The organism is Aeromonas sp. 25-AL00135 (genome assembly GCF_054052385.1).
Genome location: NZ_JBSTYQ010000005.1, coordinates 182,664 through 205,127, shown reverse-complemented (window position 1 = coordinate 205,127; position 22,464 = coordinate 182,664). Strand labels below are relative to the sequence as shown.

At 59.5% G+C, this 22,464-nt stretch carries 15 protein-coding genes; 6 read left to right on the top strand and 9 right to left on the bottom strand.

Going from position 1 to position 22,464, the window contains the following annotated elements; all coding sequences use genetic code 11:
• The first annotated feature begins 75 nt into the window (after positions 1-75).
• Positions 76-2,862: an insulinase family protein gene (locus tag ACW5XC_RS06410; RefSeq protein ID WP_042055768.1), complete on the top strand. Its 2,787-nt coding sequence runs from the start codon at positions 76-78 to the stop codon at positions 2,860-2,862.
• Positions 2,863-3,194: 332 nt separating this feature from the next.
• Here the strand turns inward: ACW5XC_RS06410 and ACW5XC_RS06405 are convergent, their stop codons facing one another.
• Together ACW5XC_RS06405 and ACW5XC_RS06400 are read right to left on the bottom strand one after the other, a co-directional pair.
• Entirely contained in the window at positions 3,195-3,842 is a 648-nt protein-coding gene (locus ACW5XC_RS06405) for a thiopurine S-methyltransferase (RefSeq protein WP_042055766.1), read from the bottom strand.
• Between the two features lie 282 nt (positions 3,843-4,124).
• The gene (locus ACW5XC_RS06400) at positions 4,125-5,495 is read right to left on the bottom strand and encodes a leucine-rich repeat-containing protein kinase family protein (protein WP_042055763.1); all 1,371 of its coding nucleotides are present in this window, start codon (positions 5,493-5,495) and stop codon (positions 4,125-4,127) included.
• A gap of 321 nt (positions 5,496-5,816) precedes the next feature.
• Here ACW5XC_RS06400 and ACW5XC_RS06395 point away from each other — a divergent pair, with 321 nt between their 5' ends.
• Together ACW5XC_RS06395 and ACW5XC_RS06390 are read left to right on the top strand one after the other, a co-directional pair.
• Complete coding sequence (locus ACW5XC_RS06395) at positions 5,817-6,581, top strand: SDR family oxidoreductase (protein ID WP_042055761.1); 765 nt, start codon at positions 5,817-5,819, stop codon at positions 6,579-6,581.
• A gap of 51 nt (positions 6,582-6,632) precedes the next feature.
• Positions 6,633-7,460 carry a bifunctional transcriptional activator/DNA repair enzyme AdaA gene (locus ACW5XC_RS06390; protein ID WP_042055758.1) on the top strand — a complete coding sequence of 276 codons (828 nt, stop codon included), beginning with the start codon at positions 6,633-6,635 and terminating at the stop codon, positions 7,458-7,460.
• Between the two features lie 330 nt (positions 7,461-7,790).
• Here the strand turns inward: ACW5XC_RS06390 and ACW5XC_RS06385 are convergent, their stop codons facing one another.
• The 5 genes from ACW5XC_RS06385 to ACW5XC_RS06365 form a co-directional block, all read right to left on the bottom strand.
• A complete protein-coding gene (locus tag ACW5XC_RS06385) occupies positions 7,791-8,585 on the bottom strand; it encodes a hypothetical protein (RefSeq protein WP_143182513.1) in 795 nt (264 codons plus the stop codon).
• A gap of 429 nt (positions 8,586-9,014) precedes the next feature.
• Positions 9,015-9,287: a hypothetical protein gene (locus ACW5XC_RS06380; protein WP_040099652.1), complete on the bottom strand. Its 273-nt coding sequence runs from the start codon at positions 9,285-9,287 to the stop codon at positions 9,015-9,017.
• Between the two features lie 379 nt (positions 9,288-9,666).
• Positions 9,667-11,256: a glutamine-hydrolyzing GMP synthase gene (gene guaA / locus ACW5XC_RS06375; RefSeq protein WP_042055751.1), complete on the bottom strand. Its 1,590-nt coding sequence runs from the start codon at positions 11,254-11,256 to the stop codon at positions 9,667-9,669.
• Positions 11,257-11,340: 84 nt separating this feature from the next.
• Positions 11,341-12,804, bottom strand: a complete 1,464-nt coding sequence (guaB, locus tag ACW5XC_RS06370) for an IMP dehydrogenase (RefSeq protein ID WP_005360033.1) — start codon at positions 12,802-12,804, stop codon at positions 11,341-11,343.
• A 444-nt stretch (positions 12,805-13,248) separates the two neighbouring features.
• Positions 13,249-13,800, bottom strand: a complete 552-nt coding sequence (locus ACW5XC_RS06365; protein WP_042055747.1) for a cytochrome b — start codon at positions 13,798-13,800, stop codon at positions 13,249-13,251.
• A 290-nt stretch (positions 13,801-14,090) separates the two neighbouring features.
• Here ACW5XC_RS06365 and xseA point away from each other — a divergent pair, with 290 nt between their 5' ends.
• A complete protein-coding gene (xseA, locus tag ACW5XC_RS06360; protein ID WP_042055744.1) occupies positions 14,091-15,470 on the top strand; it encodes an exodeoxyribonuclease VII large subunit in 1,380 nt (459 codons plus the stop codon).
• 127 nt (positions 15,471-15,597) lie between these two features.
• Here the strand turns inward: xseA and ACW5XC_RS06355 are convergent, their stop codons facing one another.
• On the bottom strand, positions 15,598-16,317 hold the full coding sequence (locus tag ACW5XC_RS06355) for a GntR family transcriptional regulator (protein ID WP_005337027.1): 720 nt from the start codon (positions 16,315-16,317) through the stop codon (positions 15,598-15,600).
• 247 nt (positions 16,318-16,564) lie between these two features.
• Here ACW5XC_RS06355 and mngA point away from each other — a divergent pair, with 247 nt between their 5' ends.
• Positions 16,565-18,511: a PTS 2-O-a-mannosyl-D-glycerate transporter subunit IIABC gene (gene mngA / locus ACW5XC_RS06350; protein WP_042055743.1), complete on the top strand. Its 1,947-nt coding sequence runs from the start codon at positions 16,565-16,567 to the stop codon at positions 18,509-18,511.
• Between the two features lie 86 nt (positions 18,512-18,597).
• Entirely contained in the window at positions 18,598-21,252 is a 2,655-nt protein-coding gene (gene mngB, locus ACW5XC_RS06345) for a mannosylglycerate hydrolase (protein ID WP_042055740.1), read from the top strand.
• A gap of 164 nt (positions 21,253-21,416) precedes the next feature.
• Here mngB and ACW5XC_RS06340 read toward each other — a convergent pair whose 3' ends face one another.
• Positions 21,417-22,406: a D-alanine--D-alanine ligase gene (locus ACW5XC_RS06340; RefSeq protein ID WP_042055738.1), complete on the bottom strand. Its 990-nt coding sequence runs from the start codon at positions 22,404-22,406 to the stop codon at positions 21,417-21,419.
• Between the last annotated feature and the right edge of the window lie 58 nt (positions 22,407-22,464).

Sequence of the window (22,464 nt, the reverse complement as noted above, 5' to 3'; positions counted from 1 at the left end):
AGGGTTTGCCTGACGGGATAGCGGGGTCGATAATCATGTTTAAATTCAAATAAATCCAACGTGAGTCACACGCCAATGAGCCCATATGCCAGTCCCAATGACCATCGGCAATACCATTTTCTGGAGCTGGCCAACCGGCTCAGGGTCTTGTTGATTTGTGATCCCGACACCGACAAATCTGCCGCCTCGCTGGCGGTCAATACCGGCCATTTTGACGATCCCGCCGACCGGCAGGGAATGGCCCATTTTCTGGAGCACATGCTGTTTCTCGGCACCTGCACCTACCCCAAGCCTGGTGAGTACCAGCAATTTATGAGCCGTCATGGCGGCAGCAACAACGCCTGGACCGGTACCGAGTTCACCAACTTCTTCTTCGAGATCGACAACGGCTTCTTCGAAGCGGGGCTGGATCGCTTCTCCCAATTCTTTATCTGCCCCACGTTTGATCCGGAGTGGGTGGACAAGGAGCGCAACGCGGTCGACTCCGAGTATCGCCTCAAGCTGCAGGACGATATGCGCCGCAGCTATCAGGTGCATAAAGAGACGGTCAACCCGGCACACCCCTTCTCCAAGTTCTCGGTGGGCAACCTCGATACCCTGGCCGATCTGCCGGGGCGGGATCTGCGCTCCGACCTTATCCGTTTTTACGAAAGCCACTACAGCGCGGATCGCATGGCGCTGGTGATGATCTCGCCGGAATCCATCGATACCCAGTTGCAGTGGTGCTGTCGCTACTTTGCTCCCATTTTGAATCGCAATTTGGGAACCCCGACCCTCACCATGCCACTCTACCGGCTCGATGATCTCGGCGTGCGCATCCACATCAATCCGGTCAAGGAGACCCGCAAGCTGTCGCTGAGCTTCCCCTTGCCCAATGTGGACGAGTTTTACGACAAAAAGCCCCTCACCTTCCTGAGCCATCTGATTGGCTACGAGGGGGATGGCAGCCTGCTCTCCCTGCTCAAGGCGAAAGGCTGGGTCAACCAGCTCTCGGCAGGTGGTGGCATCAGCGGCGCCAACTTCAAGGATTTTGGCGTCAACTTCGGCCTCACCCCTCTGGGCCTTGAGCATGTGGATGACATCCTCGCCGCCCTGTTTGGTTATCTGAAACTGATTGGCCGCGAAGGGCTGCAGAGCTGGCGCTACGACGAAAAACGGACCGTGCTCGAATCGGCGTTCCGCTTTCAGGAGCGCGGCCGCCCCCTCGATACGGTGTCGGGGCTGGTGCTCAACCTCTTTAGCTACAAACCAGAGGATCTGCTCTACGGCGACTACATGATGCGCGAATATGACGAGGGGCTGATCCGCCGCTTCCTCGCCAAGCTCACCCCGCACAACCTGCGTATCACCATCACTGCGCCGGAAGTGGCGACCGATCGGCTGGCCCGCTGGTATCAGACCCCCTACAGCGTGACAACCATTACCGAGGCCGAGAAAATTCGCTGGCAGCAGAGCGAGCCCGATCCGGCGCTGGCGCTGCCCAAGCCCAACCCCTTTATCAGCAGCCGGCTCGATCCGCGCACGCCAGAGCTTGCCGCCGACATGCCCGCCTGCCTTATCGATCGCCCCGGTTTTCGCCTATGGCACCTCCATGAGCACCTGTTCAGCGTGCCCAAGGGCAATCTCTATATCTCCATCGACAGCGAACATGCGGTCAAAAATCCGCGCAATATCGCCATGGCGCGCCTCGCCGTGGAGCTGTTGGCCGACCACCTCAACGCCCTCACCTATCCGGCGGAGCTGGCGGGACTGGGTTACCAGATCTATGCCCATCAGGGGGGCTTTACCATCAACCTGAGCGGCTTTGCCGACAAGCAGCCGCTGTTGCTCGACATGATCCTCGGCAACCGCACCCTGGGGTATCCGGATCCGGGCCGCTTCGCCGAGATCAAGGAGCAGCTCATCCGCAACTGGGATAACCAGTCCAAGGCGCGCCCCATCTCCCAGCTCTTTAACCAGCTCACCAGTTTGCTGCAACCCAACAACCCGCCGTTCGAGCAGTTGCTGCGCCACCTGCGCACCGTCGAGCTGGAGGAGATGCCCGGCTTCGTGGCCCAGCTGTTTGGCGAGGTGCATGTCGAGGCGCTGGTACACGGCGACTGGACTGCCGCCGAAGCGCTGGAGCTTGCAGCCCTGATGGAGCGTCACCTGAGTGACATCAATGGCACCAGCAGCAAGCCGAGCGGCGAGACCCGCCGCCCGCTCATCTCCATTCAGGACAGGGGCACCCTTATTCGCGAGCAGGGCTGCGATCACGAAGACTCGGCGCTCCTGGTCTACTACCAGTCCCGCACCATCCGGGCGCGGGATCTCGCCTGCTTCACCCTGGCGAACCACATCATGTCCTCCACCTTCTTCCACGAGCTGCGCACCCGCCAGCAACTGGGGTATGTGGTGGGTGCCGGCAACCTGCCCCTCAATCGCCATCCGGGCCTGATCTTCTATATCCAGTCGCCGGTGGCGGGGCCGCAGATCCTGCTCGATGCGGTGGAGGAGTTTATCGACCTCTTCCCACTCGCCATGCTCGAATTTACCGAGCAGCAGTGGCAAGAGAGCAAGGCGGGGCTGCAAGCCCAGCTCAGTGAGCGGGATGCCAACCTGCGCAGTCGCGGCCAGCGGCTGTGGGTCAGCATCGGCAACAAGGATCTGGGGTTTGATCAGCGCGAAAGAGTCTGCGACGAGGTGGGCAAGTTGAGCCGCGCCGATCTGGTGCGCTTTATCACCCAACTGCGCTCGCGCACCTCCGATCGGCTGATCCTCTGCAGCTATGGTCAGGGGCACGAACATGACGAGCGGATCACCGGCCAGTTTATCGACGATCCACGGGCATTTCGGCTCAATGCCGCCACCTTCGAGGCCTGATCAGGCCTCGACATCCCCCGTTTTTCCATTCCCACGGCATATCGCAGGCAATAAAAAGCCGACCCATCAGGGTCGGCTGGAAAAACCATAACAATTGCGACCAAAGCCGCCAAAAGTGAACATGAGCGTGAAAATCAGACACTGAGTTGCTGATCAGCAAGCGGGAAAGACCCGATACTCGCTTTGCAATGCCAACAGTGATTGAGAAACAGCCTCATATTAGGCACTCCCCCTGCCAGTCACGTTGATCTACGTCAAAGGAGGTAGCGAAGAGCGCACAGCCCGACGATTTGTCGGCGCAGATCACCCTTTGCCTGACCGTTAGCTGCCCGTTAACCCCGGCGAACCAGCCGGTAGGCTACCTCATCGAAGTAGGAGAGCTGACCCGACAGCACCCGCGGGTGATCCACCTCGGCAGCGCGCCCCAGCACCTCGATACGAAAGTCCCGTTCGAACAGCGCCCGAACCTCCATCTCCCCCACCGAGAAGGGGGGCTGACTCTGCTGCTCCGGCTGATATTCAAGGGTCACCAGCAGGATCTGGCCACCGGTCTCGACCAGCGAACTGATCAGGGCTGCATACTGGCGGCGCATCGCGGTCGGCAGGGCGATCAGCGCCGCGCGGTCATAGACCAGCCGGTAACGGCGACCCAGAATGGGGGCGGCGAAAAAATCCCCCTGAAAAATGCGCAGGCTGTCCACCTGATGGCACTGATAAGGGCCCACTTCGCTCACAGTCGCGGCGAGCTGGTTTTCACTGAAGAACTGGCTGATGGCAAGGCTCGATAGCTCGAAACCGTCGACCGGATGGCCCTGAGCGCTCAGCCAGAGCATGTCGCGGGACTTGCCGCACAGGGGAACCAGCACCGGCTCGTCCGCTTGCTGGGCCGACCACCAGGATTGCAGCCAGTGGTTGAAGTCCGCCTGATGAAAGCCAATCCGGTTCTCTTCCCAACGCTGATGCCAAAACGCAGCTTCCATCGTTATTACCCTTCTGTACTAAAGATGCCTCAATATCACAACTTAACCGGCACCGCGCAACCCTCTGCCCTCCCCTTTTTGCCGCGCAGTCTCTGCGTGTTATCGGGCGAATGATGGGACATCCCCTTGCCGTGCGCCTCGCTGTCGCAATGAGCGCTATTGGGTACGTTTATGACGGACAGAGGTATACCAACCCATGCAAAAACGTCATGGGTGTATGGCGATGAATGAATAAAGGGAATGACGTTGGCAGGCCAAACGTGCTCGCCAACGCCAGGAAGATCACGACAGCGTGGCGCGAGCGGCCGCCAGCTGACGCTCGATATAAGCAAAATCGGGACGATCGGCAGGGAGTTCCGAGAGGCAGGCCGCTTTGAGCTGATGCAACCCATCGAGCGGTGAGTCTTGCGTATCGCAATGGGCCTGCAGCTCCTCCAGCAGGCAACCAAAGGCGCGCACTTCCAGTCGCTCAAGGCCCACGGCCCGCTCGCGGTTGCTGCGCTCATACAAAGAGGCGGCACCAAAATCCCCCAGCAGGGCGTGAGCCGGCGCGTCAGGCCCGCGGGTAAACAGAATATTGTGGCCGTAGAGGTCCCCGTGCATGATGCCCGCGCGGTGTAGATGGCCCGCCACCGAGGCGATGCCGTGGGCCATCGCCAGCGCATCCGGCACACTCAGGCGCAACCCTGCGGGATAGACATCCCGGGTGCAGGAGTCCAGACTCGGCGGCCCGGCCAGATTGGCAAAGGCCGGATCGATCAGCTCCATCACCAGCGCCGGAATGCCGGAGGGGTGATCCGCCACCTTGCCTATCACCTTGATAAGGTTGGGATGAGTGCCCGCCGCCAGCGACGCCGCCATCTCGCACTGGGGCAAGCCATCGCTGGTCACCGCCCCCTTGAACAGCTTGACCGCCACCTGACTATCATCGCCTCTATCGCTCGCCTGAGTCACTTCATCAGCAGGATTAGCCACTAGGGTGGCGCGATGGATAACGCCGGATGCTCCCTGCCCCAGCAGCTCGCCCAGCGCCAGCGTCTCCCAGGCAATCGGCGTGACATGGGCATCATCGATGGCCCGCGCCTCCTCCCCTTCGCTAAAGGGGTTGCCGGAGTAGGCAAGCCATGAAAGGCGCGGCAGCGAGAGCAGCCACTCGGGGAAGCGTTCGATGCGGTTGGCAGCGATGCGCAGCAGCTCCAGATTGCGGCAGTTGGCAAGACTTGCGGGCAGCTCGCGCAGGCGGTTGCCCGCCAGCATCAACTTTTGCAGGGCGTCGCACTGACCCAGCTCATCAGGCAACTGTTCCACCGCGTTATCGGTCAGGATCAGCCAGCGCAAACCGGCGGGCAGCGCCTTGGCCGAAACTGTGTCGATCTGGTTGGCCTTAAAACCCACCATGGTTAGCGCCGGGCAGCGCCCCAGCACCTCGGGTAGCTCGGTAAAGCGGTTCTCGGAGCAGAAGATGATGCGCAGTTTGCCAAACCCGGCCAGCTCGTCGGGGAGCGAGTTCAGCTGGTTGCCGGTTAAATCCAGCACCTCCAGCGTCTCTTTCAGGCTCAAAATCTCGGTGGGGAACTCCGTCAGGTTTTCAGATAGCTTCAGATGGCGGGCACCGCACAGTTCACCTGCGCGCAGCTGTTCCAGAGTATGCATAACCGTTTCTCAATCCTGATGATCTGCCTGATGGCACAGCGACCATCAGCGCGCGCCAAACCCGGGTCCGGCGGTTTTAAAGGGGGGCATTATAAAGAATTCGGGGCTCAGTTCTCCCCTTTTGTTGCCGCAAAGGCCTGTATCGACATGTAGCAAAACGAGTGGGAGAGAAAGAGAGCAAGATTCGGGTCGTTCCAGCGAGGAGTGGTTGCCATAGTGGGGGCCAAACCCAAGTCGGTTGGAACCTATTGGGATTCCAATCCACAACCAACCTTGTGCGCCACTTAGCTGGCACACAACACACTCAGCGAGGGAACTGCCATGTCATTACTGTCTAACAAGGTCGCCATCATCACCGGCGCCAGCTCCGGCATCGGTCGCGCCAGCGCCATCCTGTTTGCCCGCGAAGGGGCTTGCGTCGTCGTCGGCGCCCGCCGCCAGCCCGAGCTGGATCTGCTGGTGGAGGAGATCCGCCACGAGGGGGGCCAGGCGGTGAGTCTGGCGGGAGATGTGAAAAGCGAGAGTTACGCCCGCGCTCTTGTTGATCTCGCGTTAACCCGTTTCGGCAGGCTCGATATCGCCTTCAACAACGCAGGTACCACTGGCACGCCGGGCAGCGTAGAGGAGCTTGAACTGGCGCAGTGGCAGGAAATTCTGGATACCAACCTCACCAGCGCCTTTGTGGGAGCCAAGTACCAGATCCCCGCCATGCTGGCGCGTGGCGGCGGCTCGCTTATTTTTACCTCTACCTTTGTCGGCCATACCCTGGGGCTGCCCGGTATGGCGGCCTATGCGGCGAGCAAGGCAGGCCTCATTGGCCTGACCCGGGTGCTGGCTGCCGAATATGGGGCACAAGGGATTCGGGTCAACGCCCTGCTGCCGGGGGGCACCGACACTCCCATGGGGCGGGCTTTTGCCAATACGCCAGAGAGCCTCGCCTTTGTGCAGAATATGCATGCCCTCAAACGGCTGGCACAACCGGAGGAGATCGCCCACTCGGCCCTTTATCTCGCGTCCGATGCATCCAGCTTTACCACCGGCATTGCCTTGCTGGCCGATGGTGGGGTATCAATTTGTCGCACATGACGTTGCCGCCCCCAAGATCCTGCGACCGAAACCTTATCGTGAGAGCGCCTTATGTCTGATTACGCCCGCATCGCCGATGCCATCCGTTTTATCGCAAGTCAGGTGGAGCGCCAGCCCACTCTGGACGAGATAGCGGCGCACGTTCACTTAAGTCCCTTTCACTTCCAGCGGCTGTTCAGCCGCTGGGCCGGAGTGACGCCCAAACGCTATCTGCAGGTGCTGACCCTGGAGCGGGCCAAGGCGCTGCTGCAGGAGTCGCGCCCCCTGCTGGAGGTGGCCGATACCCTGGGCCTTAGCAGCGGCTCGCGGCTCTACGATCACTTCGTGCAGCTCGAAGCGGTGACGCCGGGCGAGTACAAGCAGCGCGGGGCCGGGCTGGTTATCGATCACGGGGTGCACGACACCCCCTTCGGCCAGGCATTCGTCGCACTGACCCCGCGAGGGGTGTGCAACTTCTCGTTTCTCGATGAAAAGGCCCCAGAGGTGCCGCTGGCCACCCTCGCCCGCAACTGGCCAGAGGCAGAACTTAGGGAGGCGCCATCACGCACCCAAGGGGTCATCCACACCATGTTCGATGGCAGCAAGGCGCCAGATCGCCCCATCTCGCTGCACGTGAGCGGCACCAACTTTCAGATCAGCGTCTGGCGGGCGCTGCTGCAGATCCCGCCCGCCAAGGTGGTGAGCTACGCCCAGGTGGCAAGCGCCATCGGCAACCCCAAGGCCGCCCGCGCCGTGGGGCTGGCGGTGGGCGCCAACCCCGTCGCCTTGATGATCCCCTGCCACAGAGTCATCCAGCAAAACGGCAAACTCGGCGGCTATCACTGGGGCGAGACCCGCAAACAGGCGATAAACGCCTGGGAAGCGGCGAGGTATGAGTGAAGGTGGCCTTTTTCTGTCCGGCCTAATGAGGAAAACAGGCATCTTGGTAGTGAGTCAGCAGACAATCAGGCCACGCCAGACAGCGGGCGGCGATATAAAGCAGGGAGATCAGAAGAATCGGGGCGCAAATCGCCCCTTTTGCTGCTTTGGCGAGGTATGGTGCTCAGCGACACCCCAGCGAATTGACGAAGAGACGTAGGATGCAATAAGCGCAGCGCATTGCACCGTTTGCCGAGCGGCTTTTGTGCAAAAAATGAAGCATCAAATTAGCGATGCAATTTCATTGCACCCTACGGTATGTCGGCTTAATCAAGTGTTAGAGCGTGTCCCTCAATCCTGAGACTTGAAGCCTGATAACCAAGATTCATAGTTTTCCCTAGGTGGCATTAGCCCAGACTGGCGTGGACCAGAGAAATCTATAGCGTTGGCTTTTGGGGCTTCACGTCGAATCTGGAGCAGCTTTTCGCGCATACGCAACGCGTGAGCCTGAAGCTCCTCGGCGAGCTCTGTACTGAAAAAGGCGACATCATCTGTGTTCTGAGAAACAGCGACCATAGTGTCGTGATACATGGCATTCATATTTCCGTCAGGCCGCTTCAATCCGAAGTAGTCAAGGCAGAGAATCTGGGATGAAAGATTTGCTTTATGAAAAGCATCGATCATCTCTGACCGGGTGTTGAGAGCATGCGTAAGATCGGTAATTGATTGCTCAACCATCGAGACCAGTGCTAGTGCCCGTCCAGGCATGAGTTGGGCGGAAAACGTCAAGTTCTTGAGTGTTTCGATTGGAAGAGTCAGCGGAGTGATCTTCGTTAGTTGAATTTGGAAGCTGATAGGCTGCACAGGCGCAACGCCTACAAAGTTACTCTGTAAGGCTTCGGCAACCTCACGATCTTTAAAATATTGGTCAGAGAGTGGCTTAATTTGCTGCTTCTTTACCGAAAGAGCTTGATTAGCAATTGTCGATGCTAAAACGACTATAGCATTTGCCTGTCGTAATGCTTCAAGGAGCTCTTTGGCCCTAGCCGATCGTTCCGCAAGTTTTTGCGCCCCCCAAACGCCGAGTCCCGCGCCAGCTAGCGCGGATAAAAACGCGCTTATAAAGGACGAATTAAGGAAGTTCACAATGCTTTCCCATACAACGTACATTGAGTTTGGCAAGTCGAGACAGAGCATATTGTTTGTTCTAACAGTTATTGTGTAATAGGCTATGTAAATCAGCGAGTAGAGTCATCAGTATAACTCCCCCGTCTTTATAACCGCCAAAAATATATTTTAAAACCATAATCTTACCAGACATCCACAGGTATTTTAACCTATTCTTATAACACAACTTTTATTTTAAATAAAACAATGAATGAATTACAATGCTAGTGCCATTGAATAACACTCTTTGATCTGCTAAATACCTATAATTTTTCTTAGCAATCCAATCAATAAGCTGACGACATTAGGGCCTGGATATAAAAAGACGCCCTAAGGCGTCTTTTTATATCCAGGCTTTGGAGCAAACCGGTTAGGAGATTTTACCTCCCCACCTTGCCCGCAACCCGATCAGATCGGGGTAATGGAGGTGATATGGGCCGAGCCATCCAGAGACTGGAAGATCTGCACCACGGCTTCGCCATGGATCGGCTGGGCGAGCGGCACAGTGCTCTTGCACTTGAAGCGGTAGTTGGTGCCAGCCACCACCTGGGTGGAGACTTCAAAGGGTACATATTGCACCCCCACAAATCCTTTCAGCGCCTGATCAAATACCGCCTGATCCTCGGCGGTCAGCTTGTGATATGCGGTCCATCCACCAACCAACACTGCTTGTTCTGACATATCAAACTCTCCGTGCTCTATGATCCCGACTCGTTTGGCCGTTCGGGCTGCGCCCCGTTGATTCAAGTGGTTTCCGGTCTCCACCGGGGTGTCATCAGTGCCGGTTGGCGCGATGACGATGGGCAAATTTGCGCAGCTATCTGCAACTGGATAAACCCTCCCCCTTGCCACAAGCCGCTGTTGACTGCGGGCTCAATTGGCATGAGAGAGCCTAGTGCGGGATGGCAAAAATGCCCCTGTCACATATAACAGGGGCAAGGTGGCGAAAAAGCTGCTAGAAAAAAGAAGATGTGTTGCGCAAACGATTGAGAAAAGAAAAGACGCCTCAAGGGCGTCTTTTTGCATTTTTATGCTCGAAGGGCAGAAGGGCGTGAGCCGCTTATTCCCATTCGATGGTTGCGGGCGGCTTGCCGGAGACGTCGTACACCACGCGGGAGATACCGTTGATCTCGTTGATGATGCGATTCGATACGTGACCGAGGAAGTCGTACGGCAGGTGAGCCCAGTGGGCGGTCATAAAGTCGATGGTTTCGACGGCACGCAGGGCAATGACCCAGTCATATTTGCGACCATCGCCCATCACGCCAACGGAGCGCACCGGCAGGAAGACGGCGAACGCCTGGCTGACCTGGTTGTAGAGGTCGGCTTTGCGCAGCTCTTCGATAAAGACCGCATCGGCGCGGCGCAGAATATCGCAGTACTCTTTCTTCACTTCCCCAAGGACGCGCACGCCCAGACCCGGGCCCGGGAACGGGTGACGGTAGAGCATGTCGTAGGGCAGACCCAGCTCAAGACCAACGCGGCGCACTTCGTCTTTGAACAGCTCGCGCAGCGGCTCGACCAGACCCATCTTCATCTCTTCCGGCAGGCCGCCGACGTTGTGGTGAGACTTGATGACGTGGGCTTTGCCGGTCTTGCTGGCAGCGGATTCGATAACGTCCGGATAGATGGTGCCTTGTGCCAGCCACTTGGCGTTTTTCAGCTTTTTCGCTTCATCATCAAACACTTCAACGAAGACGCGGCCGATGATCTTGCGCTTGGCTTCCGGCTCGTCAACACCGGCCAGGGCAGAGAGGAAGCGATCTTCCGCTTCAACCTTGATGATGTTCAGACCAAAGTGGTCACCAAACATCTCCATCACCTGCTCGCCTTCGTTCAGACGCAGCAGACCGTTGTCAACGAAGACGCAGGTCAGGCGATCGCCGATGGCGCGGTGCACCAGCATGGCGACCACGGAGGAGTCGACACCACCGGAGAGGCCGAGGATCACTTTATCGTCACCCACCTGCTCGCGGATGCGGGCGACGGCGTCGTCGATGATGGTGGCCGGGGTCCAGAGGCATTCGCAGCCGCAGATATCTTTGACGAAGTGCTCCAGCATGCGGGCACCCTGACGGGTGTGGGTTACTTCCGGGTGGAACTGCACGCCGTAGAAGCGCTTGGCCTCACACGCCATGGCTGCGTGCGGGCAGGTCGGGGTCTGGGCGATGGTGGTGAAGTCGGCCGGAATGGTGGTGACCTTGTCACCGTGGCTCATCCAGACATCCAGCAGGGCATTGCCGTTGTCGGCGATGGCATCTTCGATATTGCGCAAGAGGGCGCTGCTCTTGCCAGCTTCGCCCAGCACTTCCACCTTGGCGTAACCGAATTCACGCTCGGTGGAGGATTGCACCTTGCCACCCAGCTGCTCGGCCATGGTCTGCATGCCATAGCAGATGCCGAACACAGGGACACCGGCGTTGAACACATACTCGGGGGCGCGCGGGCTGCCCGCTTCGGTCACGGACTCGGGGCCGCCGGAGAGGATGATGCCGCTCGGATTGAATTCGCGGATCTGCTCTTCGGTTACGTCCCAGGCCCACAGTTCGCAGTAAACGCCGATTTCGCGCACACGGCGGGCGATCAACTGGGTGTACTGGGAACCGAAGTCGAGGATAAGGATACGGTGCTGGTGAATGTCTTTAGTCATTTTATTCCTGCATCAGGCTGATGTTGTCACAAAGGGCACGGGATAAAAAAAGGGTGGAAAAACGGGGCGCAGGGCCCCGTTTTATCAGCCCATCCGATAGTTGGGGGCTTCTTTGGTAATGGTCACATCGTGGACGTGGGACTCTTTCATCCCGGCGCCGGAGATGCGCACGAACTCAGCTTTAGTGCGCATGTCGTCGATGGTGGCGCTGCCGGTCAGACCCATGGAGGAGCGCAGGCCGCCCATCTGCTGGTGGATGATCTCTTTGAGGCGACCCTTGTACGGCACGCGGCCTTCGATGCCTTCCGGCACCAGCTTGTCGGCGGCGTTGTCGGTCTGGAAGTAGCGGTCGCTGGAGCCTTTGGACATGGCGCCCAGAGAACCCATTCCACGGTAGGATTTGAAAGAGCGACCCTGATAGAGCTCGATCTCGCCCGGCGCCTCTTCAGTACCGGCGAACATGGAGCCCACCATGACGCAGCTGGCGCCCGCGGCAATGGCCTTGGCGATGTCGCCGGAGAAGCGGATACCGCCATCGGCAATCACCGGAATACCGGTGCCTTCCAGCGCGTCAACGGCGTCGGAGATGGCGGTGATCTGGGGCACGCCCACGCCGGTCACGATACGGGTAGTACAGATGGAGCCCGGGCCGATACCGACCTTGACGGCGTTGACACCGGCAGCAGCCAGCGCCTTGGCGCCCGCGGCGGTCGCCACGTTGCCACCGATGATCTGCAGATCCGGATAGGCGTCGCGAGTGGCCTTGATGCGATCCAGCACGCCCTGGGAGTGGCCGTGGGAGGAGTCGATCAGCAGCACGTCAACACCGGCTTCCACCAGCGCAGCAACGCGCTCTTCGTTACCGGCACCGGCACCAACGGCAGCACCGACCCGCAGACGACCCTTGTCATCTTTACAGGCGTGGGGCTTGCGCTCGGCTTTCTGGAAATCTTTAACGGTGATCATGCCCTTGAGTTTGAAGTCGGCGTTCACCACCAGCACTTTTTCGATACGGTGCTTTTGCATCAGGGCTACCACCTCTTCGCGAGGGGCACCTTCACGCACGGTGACCAGACGATCTTTCTGGGTCATGATCTGTTCAACGGTCTGGGAGAGGTCAATCACGAAGCGCACGTCACGGCCGGTGATGATACCGACCAGCTGATTGCCGTCAGTCACCACGGGGTAACCGGCGAAGCCATTCTTGTGGCTCAGCTCCTTGATTTGGGCGATGGTCATGTCAGGGCGCACGGTGACGGGGTCTGTGACCACGCCGCTCTCGTACTTCTTGACCTTGCGCACTTCGGCAGCCTGCTGCTCGATGGACATGTTCTTGTGGATAAAGCCGATACCGCCTTCCTGGGCCAGTGCGATAGCCAGACGGGCTTCGGTCACTGTGTCCATGGCAGCGGAGATCATCGGGATGTTCAAGCTGATGGCGGAGGTCAGCTTGGTACGCAGATCGGCAGTATTGGGAAGAACTTCGGAGTGGGCGGGAACCAACAGTACATCGTCGAAGGTTAACGCTTCTTTGGCAATCCTGAGCATGGCAATATCTCACCGTTGAGGAAGTGGGGGTGTAAAATATTGCCGACGAAGTTTACTCACGCATTGGTCACTGGTAAAGAAGTTTTTTGAATTTTTTATGGCATAGCCCTCTTTTAGGCGGCCAAAACGCCAAAAAACCAAGATTATCAGTACGAAAAGCGCCATTTCGGGGCAAAAGAGTTGGCTAACCGGTGATTTATGCAAAACCGGTAGGTGCCGACACAGCCCAACCCCCATGCAACGGGATGATCGACAGGGGCTCAAGGAGCAAGCGGCCTCTGACCCCCCTCCCCTTGTCTTGTGTCCTTGTATTCTCTCTTGCCCTCGCGGCGACCACTCGCACCGGTATCATTATCTTCTCAATCTCCTTTGCTCGGTCTGGATAATAAATTTCGCCCGCTGCCAATATATATTTTCTGGAACAACAAGGGTTGACTATCTTTATTATTTTCGCCCCACCATCCGCAGCAAGGTATTATCTTTATCCAGCAGATGATGTTTCAACGCCCCGACAATGTGCACCAACAAAAATGCCAGCATGATATATGGCAAATATATATGGACTGTGTGAGCAATATCCCGAACGGATTCACTGAATGGAATCACATTGGCAGGATCATGGATATCTGGATTCATCGGGATAATAGACCAGCCAAATATCGCGACACCTCGGCCAGCCGCTGCGGAATAACAGAGACCGGACACCGGAATAAGCAGCGTTGAAATCAGCAAACCCCAGTGGATCGCCCTGGCTGCCAATGCCTCGTAAACAGGATATTGACGCACAGGCTCAGGCCACCCTCTAACAAGGCGGAGAATGGCGCGGGGCAGGATCAAGATCAGTGCAATCACCCCCAGAGATTTATGCAGGGCATAGAGATCCCATATTTCAAATTTAACCATCAGATAACCCACAAGGGTCAGGCCAATCATCAGCAAGGCAACCGACCAGTGCAGCAAACGGGTCGTCAAACTTAAGCGGGTTGAAGGATTCATAAGCTACTCCAAACAGGGGGCGAGTGAACGCTGGTCAAGATGGTGGCGCCGTGAACATCAGCAGCACCTGAGATATCAACGGCATCGAGACAAGCCGCAACTTGGCCAGATGCGGGCAAGCGCGAGGGCTTTTATCGGGAGCCATACTGCCTGCCCGGATAAACGGCAGCGTTTCCAATCTTGCTTTTCTGCTGCTGGCGCCTCCTGCTTAACGCCCTCCCCCTGTTTCGGGTTAAGATAGCGGCCATCGTTTTATCCCGGCCCCGCCGGAGCAGACCACAGGTACGCCATTGAACCGATTTACCCCATCCAGTGCGGCGAACGGCCGCGAGCAGCAGGTCTTTACCGTCACCCGCCTCAACAGCGCCGTGCGCATGATCCTGGAGCAGGATCTGGGGCTGGTGTGGCTGACCGGCGAGCTCTCCAATCTGGCGATGCCAAGCTCCGGCCACTGGTACTTCTCCCTCAAGGACATGTCGGCGCAGGTGCGCTGCGCCATGTTCAAGGGCAATAACCGGCGGGTGGCGTTTCGCCCGCAGGATGGCATGCAGGTGCTGGTGCAGGCGCGAGTCTCTCTCTATGAGCCGCGCGGCGACTACCAGCTGATCATCGAGTCGATGCAGCCGGCGGGCGACGGCGTATTGGCCCTGCGTTTTGAAGAGCTCAAGCGCCGCCTCGGCGCCGAGGGGCTGTTTGACGAAAGCCGCAAGCGGCCGCTGCCCCGCGAACCGCGGGCGGTGGGCCTTATCACCTCCGCCACCGGCGCGGCTTTGCACGATATGCTCACCGTGCTCAAACGGCGTGCGCCGGATCTACCGATCTTTATCTACCCGACGCAGGTACAAGGCAGCGCCGCCATCAGCCAGATCGTCGCGGCGATCGCCAAAGCGAACCAGCGCGCCGAGGTGGATGTACTGATCGTTGGCCGTGGTGGCGGCTCCCTCGAAGATCTCTGGTGCTTTAACGAAGAGGCGGTGGCGCGCGCCATTGCCCACTCCGCCATACCTGTGGTGAGCGCGGTGGGCCACGAGGTGGATGTCACCATCAGCGACTTTGCCGCCGACTTGCGTGCCCCTACCCCGTCGGCTGCCGCCGAGCTGGTGGCGCCGGATCAGAGCGCCCGTGCCCAGCGCCTCGCCCACCTCAAGCAGCGACTGCTGCAGGCGATGAACCGCCAGCAGACCGCCGCCCGCCACGATTTCATCCTGCTGCAAAAGCGGCTCGACCATCAGGATCCGAAGCGGCGGCTGGAGCAGCAGTCCCAGCGCCTCGACGAGCTTTCCACCCGTTTGCAACAGCTATTGCGCCAGCGGCTGCATCAGGGTGAGCGGCGCCTCACCAACCTTGAGCTGCGCCTGCAGGGCAAGAGCCCGGAGCGCCTCTTGGCAGCTGGCAAGCGCCGCCACCAGCTGGCCGAGGAGCGACTCTATGCCCTGATTGCCAAGCGGCAAAACCTTGCCAGTCACCGCCTCGCCATGCTCACCACCCGCCTCGACGGGGTAAGCCCGCTCGCCACCCTGGGGCGCGGCTACTCCATCACCCGCACTGCGCGTGGCGAAGTCATCAGCCGCACCGATCAGGTCAGCAGCGGCGATCAGCTCGTCACCACCCTGGCACAAGGGAGCCTGCAGGTGCGGGTCGAGGAAGTTATCAAAGACTCAGCGCAGTAGATCAGCAGCATCAAACCACCAGCCAATCTGCTATTTAGCCCGGCATCGACCCGTTAATCGGTCAAACAAAAAGGCCACCACCGCAAACACGGTGGTGGCCTTTTTTATCTCGGGTGCTGCCGCCCGCTCACCCCTTGGCGCGGCGCGCCACCAGGGTGAACTTGTAATCATCGCTCTTGAAGAAGTTGCGACTGAACTCGAACACGGTGCCATCTTGCAAGAAGCCACGGGAGACCTTCTCGATAATGGGCTTGGCAGGGTCGATACCGAGCGCCTCCACCACCTGCGCCGAGGGGAGCACCGGAATGATCTCCTGCTCGCTGCGGTCAATCACCAGCTGCTTCACCTCTTCGATGTAGTGGTACTTGGAGCCCTGCATCACCGCATAGCTGAGATCGGGGAAGAGGGCGAGCGGCATCCAGGTCTCCTCCAGCGTTACCGCGATCTGGCGAATAAAGCGCACCCGCTTGACGTAGTAGACCAGCGCCCCTTCCAGCAGATTGAGCCGCTCGGCCAACTCACTGCTCGCCTTGATCACCTCGAAGGCGAGAATGTCACTGTGGGTCTCGGCCGCCGGATCGGTCACCTTCTCATAGAGGCTGGTGAGCTGATAGATGTCGTAGTTCACCTTCTCCTGCCGCACATAGCTGCCGCTGCCCTGAATGCTCTCGATGACGTTGAGTTCGGTCAGCTGCTTGAGGGCCTGGCGCACCGTCACCCGGCTCACCCCGAACTGCTCGCGCAGCTCGGCTTCGGTGGGCAGGGCATCGCCGGGGGCCAGCTCCCCTTGCGCAATCCACTGCTGGATGGTGTCGGCTATCTGGCGATACATAGGTTTTTTCGACACGAAAGGCCACCTCGTCGGCTCTGCGCCATGATAAATGGAAGAGGCGTCATTCTACCCCAGTTACCCGGCAGACAAAACGGCTCAGCCTCATTTGACCTAACAAATCACCTTGACCAAACAATACAAAAACAATACAAATAGTGAATTGTATGATACCACTCACAAAAATCAGTCGGCCGGTTTGTTAGCATCGCTGTCACTTTCACCATGACGGCTTGCTGGCAAGCCAACCTGACAGAGGATCATCATGAATCTGACCAGTCTTACCGGCCCCCATCTCATCACGCTGCAAACCCGGTTTGCCGATCGGGATGCGGCCATTCATGCCCTGGCTGATCGGCTCGATCAGGCCGGCAAGCTGCACGACAAGGCCGCCTTTCTGGCCGCGGTCATGGCCCGCGAGGCACAGGGCCCCACCGCCCTTGGCGAAGGGCTGGCAGTGCCCCACGGCAAGTGCGATGCGGTGCGCGAAGCGGCCTTTGCCGTCGCGACCCTGAGCGAGGAGCTGGGCTGGGAGGGGATCGACGGTCCCGAGCCTGTCAACCTGATCTTCATGCTGGCGATCCCAACCGATCAGGCGGGCTCCACCCACATGCAGCTGCTCACCACCCTCACCACCGCCTTGGTGGATGACGATACCCGCGAGGCGGTGCTGGCAGCCCAAAGTGCCGAGCAACTGATGGCGCTGCTCGATGGTGAAGGGGATAGCGGCAAGCAACCAGAAAAAGAAGACAACTTAGATACAAATAAACCCACTGTGGTCTGTGTCACCGCCTGCCCGGCGGGGATCGCCCACACCTATATGGCCGCCGAGTATCTGGAAAAGGCGGGGCGCAAGCTGGGCATTCGGGTACTGGTCGAAAAGCAGGGTGCCAACGGCATTGAGGATCGCCTGCCGCAAGAGGCGCTCGATGCTGCGGTGGCCTGCATCTTCGCCGCCGAGGTGGCCATCAAGGAGCAGGAGCGTTTCGCCGGTATCCCCCGGATCGAGACGCCGGTGGCCGAACCCATTCGCCATGCCGAGCGGATCCTCAATGATGCGCTGGACGCGGCCAAGGCTGGGCGCACCACCCCGACGCCCAACCCCAGCCAGAGCGATGCTCCAAGCGGCAAAAAGGTGGGCCTCAAGACCGAGCTCAAGCAGGCGCTGCTGAGCGGCATCTCCTTTGCCGTGCCGCTGATCGTGGCGGGCGGTACCGTGCTCGCCGTCTCTGTGCTGCTGGCCCAGATCTTCGGCCTGCAGCATCTGTTTGATACCGAGAACTCCTGGCTCTGGATGTACCGCAAGCTAGGCGGCGGCATGCTGGGCACCCTGATGGTGCCGGTGCTGGCGGCCTATACCGCCTATTCGCTGGCAGACAAACCGGCGCTGGGCCCGGGCTTTGCAGCGGGACTGGCCGCCAACATGATTGGCTCCGGTTTTCTCGGCGGTGTGGTCGGTGGTCTTATCGCCGGTTACCTGATGCGCTGGGTCAAGCAGCATGTGCGCCTTAGCCCCAACTTCAACGGCTTTCTCACCTTTTACCTCTATCCGGTAATCGGCACTCTGGTGGCGGGCAGCCTGATGCTGTTTGTCATCGGCCAGCCGGTGGCCTGGCTCAACAACAGCCTTACCGAGTGGCTCAACGGCCTCTCCGGCACCAATGCGCTGGTACTGGGCGCCCTGCTCGGCTTTATGTGCTCGTTTGACCTGGGTGGCCCGGTCAACAAGGCGGCCTACGCCTTCTGCCTCGGCGCCATGGCCAACGGGGTCTACGGCCCCTACGCCATCTTCGGCGCGGTCAAGATGGTCTCGGCCTTTACCGTCACCTTCTCCACCCTGCTGGCGCCGCGCCTGTTCCAGACCTTCGAGATCGAGACCGGCAAGTCCACCTGGCTGCTGGGGCTGGCGGGGATCACCGAGGGCGCCATTCCGATGGCCATCGAAGATCCAATCCGGGTGATCGGCTCCTTCCTCGCAGGCTCGGTGGTCACCGGCGCCATGGTGGGAGCCATGGGGATTGGTCTCTCCACCCCGGGGGCCGGCATCTTCTCCCTGTTCCTGCTCCACGATGGTGGCCATGGCGCCCTGATGGCTGCCGCCGTCTGGCTCGGTGCGGCACTGGTGGGCACCCTTATCTCCACTGTGGTGCTGATCGGCTGGCGCCGTCACGCCATGCAGCGCGGCACCTATCAGGTGGTCGCCGCAGAGTAAGGCGCATCTTCACCACCACTTTTTCAACAGACTATTTTTCCGCACGGCAGGCAAAGGCCGCCGTGCGTCAGCAAAGGATCATTGTCATGACAGTTTCACGAGTTCACATCACGCCGCACATGCACTGGGATCGGGAGTGGTATTTCACCACCGAGGAGTCCCGCATCCTGCTGGTCAACAATATGGCGGAGATCCTGGCGCGTCTTGAATCCGACCCCGACTACAAGTTCTATGTGCTGGACGGCCAGACCGCGGTGCTGGAGGATTACTTCGCCATCCAGCCCGAGAACAAGGCCCGGGTGAAGGCGCTGGTGGAAGCGGGTAAGCTCATCATCGGGCCCTGGTACACCCAGACCGATACCATGCAGGTGAGCGGCGAGTCCATCCTGCGCAACCTGCTCTACGGGATGCGCGACTGCCTTAGCCTTGGCGAGCCGATGAAGATCGGTTACCTGCCCGATTCGTTCGGCATGTCCTCCCAGCTACCCCACATCTTCAACGGCTTCGGGATCGATCGGGCCATGTTCTGGCGCGGCTGCTCCGAGCGTCACGGCACCGACAAGACCGAGTTTCTCTGGCAAAGCAACGATGGCAGCGAGGTGACCGCCCAGGTACTGCCGCTCGGCTACGCCATCGGCAAGTACCTGCCGGAAGATGAGGCGGGTCTGCGCAAGCGGCTCGAATCCTACTTTGAGGTGCTGGAGAAGGCGTCGGTGACCAAGGATATCCTGCTGCCCAACGGCCACGACCAGATGCCGCTGCAACAGAACATCTTCGCCATCATCGACAAGCTGCGGGAGATCTACCCCCTGCGTGAATTCCACATGAGCCGCTTCGAGCAGGTCTTCGAGCACATCGAGGCGTGCCGCGACCAGCTGGCCACCCTCAAGGGGGAGTTCAACGACGGCAAATACATGCGGGTACACCGCACCATCTCCTCCACCCGGATGGACATCAAGCTGGCCCATGCCGCCATCGAGAACAAGATCGTCAACATCCTCGAACCGCTGGCGAGCATCGCCTGGGCGCTCGGCTTCGAGTACCACCACGGGCTTTTGGAGAAGATGTGGAAGGAGATCATGAAGAACCACGCCCATGACAGCATCGGCTGCTGCTGCAGCGACAAGGTGCATCAGGAGGTGATGACCCGCTTCATTCTGGCCGACGACATGGCCGAGAACCTGATCCGCTTCTACATGCGCAAGATTGTCGACAACATGCCGGTGGAGCTCTGTGAAGACGGGGTACAGGTGGCCGACAAACTCTGCCTGTTCAACCTGATGCCCTTCCCTCGTCAGGAGGTGATCAATACCAGTATCCGCATTCGCGCCCAATCCTTTGCCCTGCGCGACGATGCAGGCCAGCCGGTCCCCTACTTCATTCGCGCCAGACGCGAGATTGACCCGGGTCTGGTGGACAGACAGATCGTGCACTACGGCAACTACGACCCCTTTATGGAGTACGACATCCAGCTCTGCCATCCGCTGCCGGCCATGGGCTACTGCACTCTGCATATCGAGGGCAATCAGCCGGGACTGGAGCAGCCGGTGACGGCCAGCGGCGAGCTGCTGGAGAACGATTTTTACCGCATCGCCCTCAATGACAACGGCACTTTGCAGATCCTGGACAAGCTGCGCGGCACCACCTTTGATCAGGTGCTCACGTTGGAAGAGGGCTCCGACGATGGCGACGAGTATGACTACTCGCCATCGCGGGACGAGTGGCTGCGTTACTCCACCGAGTTTGCGGTGACCCGTGAGGTCACCCATGAAGCGTGGCAGAGCATCGCAACCCTCAAACTGCGCATGGTCTTGCCGGCCAACCTAGCCGAGCGGGCCAGCCGCCAGTGCAGCGGCCACCTTGATGTCATCTGCCGCATCACCCTGGCGCATCAGAGCCCGCGTATCGATATCGAGCTGGAGCTCGACAATCAGGCCGATGATCACAGAGTGCGGGTGCTGATCCCCACCCCCTTCCCGAGCGACACCGTGGTTTCCGATAACCAGTTTGGCTGCATCACCCGCCCCACCCGCGACAGCGCCATGGCGAACTGGGAAGCGGAGGGGTGGAAAGAGGCTCCCATTCCGGTTTGGCAGCTGATGAACTTCGTCGCCCTGCAAGATGGCAAGCAGGGACTGGCGGTGCTGAGCGACGGTCTGCGCGAGTTTGAAGTGATCGGTGAGCAGTGCGACACCCTGGCACTCACCCTGCTGCGCGGGGTCGGTGTACTCGGTAAAGAGGAGCTGCTGCTGCGCCCGGGTCGCCCCTCCGGCATCAAGCTGCCGACCCCGGACTCCCAGGTGCGTGGCAAGCTCAGCTGCCGTTTCAGCCTGCTGGCGTTTGCCGGCGATCACATCAGCGCCAACGTGATGCAGGCGGCGCGCAGCTACCTCACCCCGGTGCGCTGCTACAACAAGATCCCGTTCGATGCCATGAAGCTCAACAAGGCAAGCTTCACCACCCCGCTCCACTTCAGCCTGCTCACCATGGATCCCTCCGGTCCGGTGCTGAGCGCCCTGAAGAAAGCCGAAGATGAAGAGGCGCTGGTGATCCGGGTCTACAACCCGAGCGAGCAGGCGGTACTGGAGGGTGGCAAAGTGAGCGGCGAACACGCCCTGAACGACTGGCAAGCGGTGCGGATGGACGAGCAGCCCCTGCCCCTTGAACTGGCCGCTGGCGAGTTTGGCGAGCTGGCGCCGTGCCACTCCCGCAGCGTGCGCTTTCGGGTGGCTCGCGGCTAACCGCCGGTAACACCCACAGGTAGCAACAGGCGGGGAAGAGTCATCCCCGCCTGTTTATCCCTTCAAGCTGGCCTGCCCCGCTTGATAAAGACATAAAAAATCCCCGCCAATTGGCGGGGATTTTTTATTGGGTCCTGCTTCATCCCGCGAGCGGGAGAGCGCGCTTAGCTGGCCTTGCGCAGGATCTGCTCAAGGTAGTCGGCGAAGCGGTGGCCGTGATGCTCCAGCAGTTTCGGGAACATGGAGATGGAGGTCATGCCCGGGAAGGTGTTGATTTCATTCAGCAGGATCTCCCCCTCCTCGGTCAGGAAGAAGTCGATGCGCGAGAGATGGGTCAGTTTCAGCTGACGGAACGCCTTGAGGGCATACTCGTGAATAGCTTCAGCCTGCGCCTCGGTCAGCCCCTCGGCACGCAGTGCCGTCTCGGTATGGCTGGCACTGCTGTACTTCTCTTCATAGGTGTAGAACTTGTCCTGCGGCACGCAGATCTCGCCCGGATAGGTGGCCACCAGCTCGTCACCATACTGGTAAACCGCCACTTCCAGCTCGCGCGGCTTGACCGCCTTCTCAATCAGTACCTGTTCGGAGTAACCGAAGGCATCGGCAATGCCTTTTACCAGATCCGCTTCGTTGCTGGCGGAGTAGCAGCCAACGGAAGAGCCCTGGGAGGCAGCCTTGATAAAGACCTTGCCCCACTTGGCCAGCGCGGCTTTGGCCTCGGCAAGCGCCGCCTCATTTTGCTCGGTCAGGAACAGGTATGGGGTGTTGGGAATGCCGATGGCGGAGAGCCACAACTTGGTGCTGATCTTGTTGAAGCAGATCTTGCTCGCCTCGGCATCGCAACCGAGATAAGGCAATCCGGCCAGCTCGAGGAAGGATTGCAGATCGCCGGTCTCACCCGGGTAGCCGTGGATGCAGGGCACCACGTAATCCACCGGACGGGCCACGCTGTCAAACGAAAGCAGCTTGTCGAGCCCCAGCTTGCACTCGCGGCCATCGGCACTGAGCCAGCGATCGGCGAACATCTCGACGCGGGTCACTTCGACACCGGGCAGAAGGCCCAGTTGTTGCTCGAGGAAATTGGCGCTGCGCAGAGAAACCTCGTGCTCGGAGCCACCGCCGCCGCACAGCAGCAAGACATGCATGTTCTTCATTAGATGTGATCCCTTGGGAAAAGCGGCCTCGTCATGACCATTTGATAAGCCAACCACC